Source organism: Janibacter sp. CFPM2_SD2, assembly GCF_057364645.1.
Window position 1 is genome coordinate 1 of the sequence record NZ_JBNFOF010000311.1, and the last position, 2,013, is coordinate 2,013.

Here is a 2,013-nt window from a genome sequence, read left to right on the forward strand (position 1 = left end):
CATGCCGGAGTCGCGCCACCGCGAGAGCCGGCCGGCGGCCGGGTCTTCGCCGAGCACCCGGCTGCCGGGCGCCGATGGCCGTCATCGCGCCGCGCAGCTCGTCGCGGCGGAAGTCGCCGAGGGTGTCCTCGTGGTCGGCGTCGAGGTGCGCCAGCTCGGGCGGGATGACCTCGCCCTGCTCCCCGAGGGTGCAGGTGAGCACGTGCACCTCGTCGCCGGCGGCGACGTGGTGCGCGATGGCGACCCCCGTCGCGAGGCTCTCGTCGTCGGGGTGGGCGTGCACGAAGAGCAGCCGCGCGGGCCGCCCTTCGACCAGGACCGGCTCGGCGCGGCTCATCGCGACACCCCGATCAGACCCATCTCCGGCGTCCCGCCGTGCACGGGGTTGCCGACGAGCGAGGTGACCTCGGAGCCGGCGACATAGGTCAGTCGGCTCTGACGAAGGGGGATGTACGCCCCGTCGCGCAGGAGGTCGGTGTCGACGTCGGCCCAGGCCTTGGCCCGCTTGCCGCGGTCGGTCTGCTTGCTCGCCCGGTCCATCGCGGCGTCGACCTTGCGGTCGGCGAGCAGGCCGTAGTCGCGGCCGACCGAGGTCTTCGACAGGTTGACCCGGTCGTCGAAGAGCGGCGGCAGGACGCTGGCGGCCGAGGGGATGTCAGGACCCCAGTTGGCCCAGACGACGTCGAGGTCCTCGGCGACCTTGCGGGTGCCGATCTGCTCGAAGTAGTCGTCCTCGGGGATCGCCTTGAGCGTGACGTCGAAGCCCGCGTCCTCCCACGGGCCCTCGAGCGCCCGCATCGCCGCGTCGGCACCCTCCGTGTCGCGGTAGCCGACGGTGATCTTCACCGGGGTGCGCACCTTGGCCTCGCGCAGCTGCTCGCGAGCGGCGGCGGTGTCGCCGCTCGGGCCGTGGTCGAGCACGGTGTCGTGAGCGGAGGGCAGCGCGGTGCCGAGCAGCGACCAGGTCGGGGTGCCGGAGCCGGCGCCGAGCGCCTCGGTGTAGGCCTCGCGGTGGGTCGCGGCGGCCAGTGCGGTGCGCACCGAGGACTTCTTCAGCGCGCTGCTGCGCACGTTGACCGCGAGGTAGTCGACGAGCTGCCCGTCGACGGAGACGGTCTGCGCGAGGTCGCCGGCCTCGTCCACGGCGGGGGCGAGGGATGCGGGCAGCGGGTCGAGCGCGAGCGTGCGTCCGCCGTCCTTGCCCTCGACGATCGTCTCGACGGCGTCCTTGGGCTCGACGCCCTCGCGGTGCTCGATGGTCCGGGGGCCGGTGCGGCGCAGCGGGTCGCTGCTGCGCGACCACTCGCGGTTGCGCACCCACGTGCCGCCCTTGCTCGGGTCCCACCCGTCCTCGAGCCGGTAGGGCCCGGAGGAGAAGGCCGCGTGCGTCGCGTCCTTGCCCTCCTGCGAGGCCTTGAAGGGGGCGAACTCCGGCAGCGAGACGATCTCGCCGAAGTTGCCCACCGGCTCGGCGAGGTGGAAGACGACCGTCCGCTCGTCACGGCACTCGACCGCTCGCTCCAGGAGCCGACGGTTGGCGGCGGAGGTACCCCCCTTCGCCAGCGGTCCGGGGTAGCGCGAGGTGCCGTCCGGCTTCTTGGGGATGTCGAGGTAGGTCAGGGCGTAGCCGCTGGAGGTGATGTCGGCGTCGAAGGACCGGGCGACGCCGTACTGCACGTCCTCGCAGGTGATCGCGGAGCCGTCCTGCCACGTCACCCCGGGGCGAAGGGAGAAGGTCCACGTCGTCGCGTCCTTGCTCGGACGGCCGGAGCTCGTGGCGAGGTCACCGCGCAGGGTGCGCTGACCGGCGAGGTCGGCCGCCGGGGCATAGGCGGTGAGCGTGCGCATCCACGTGCGCGAGGCGAAGCCCGCCGTCTGACGGCTGGTGATGCGCTGCGGGTCCCACGAGGGCAGCGGACCGGCGGAGAGCACGGGTCAGCCGGTCGTTCGGGCCGCTGACGCCGCCGGTGCTCGTCCCGGGCCGGCCCGGGACCGGCCGCCGGACGCGGTGGC

The 2,013-nt window shown here is 73.9% G+C and carries 2 protein-coding genes; both read right to left on the reverse strand.

Annotation, left to right across the window (positions count from 1 at the left end; translation table 11 throughout):
* A partial coding sequence (locus tag AC2W7J_RS17780) for a PIG-L family deacetylase (protein ID WP_485984054.1) occupies positions 1–337 on the reverse strand: 337 nt, incomplete at its 3' end.
* Positions 334–1,932, reverse strand: coding sequence for an ABC transporter substrate-binding protein (locus AC2W7J_RS17785; RefSeq protein WP_485984056.1), 1,599 nt, complete (start codon positions 1,930–1,932; stop codon positions 334–336). The genes AC2W7J_RS17785 and AC2W7J_RS17780, both read right to left, overlap by 4 nt.
* Between the last annotated feature and the right edge of the window lie 81 nt (positions 1,933–2,013).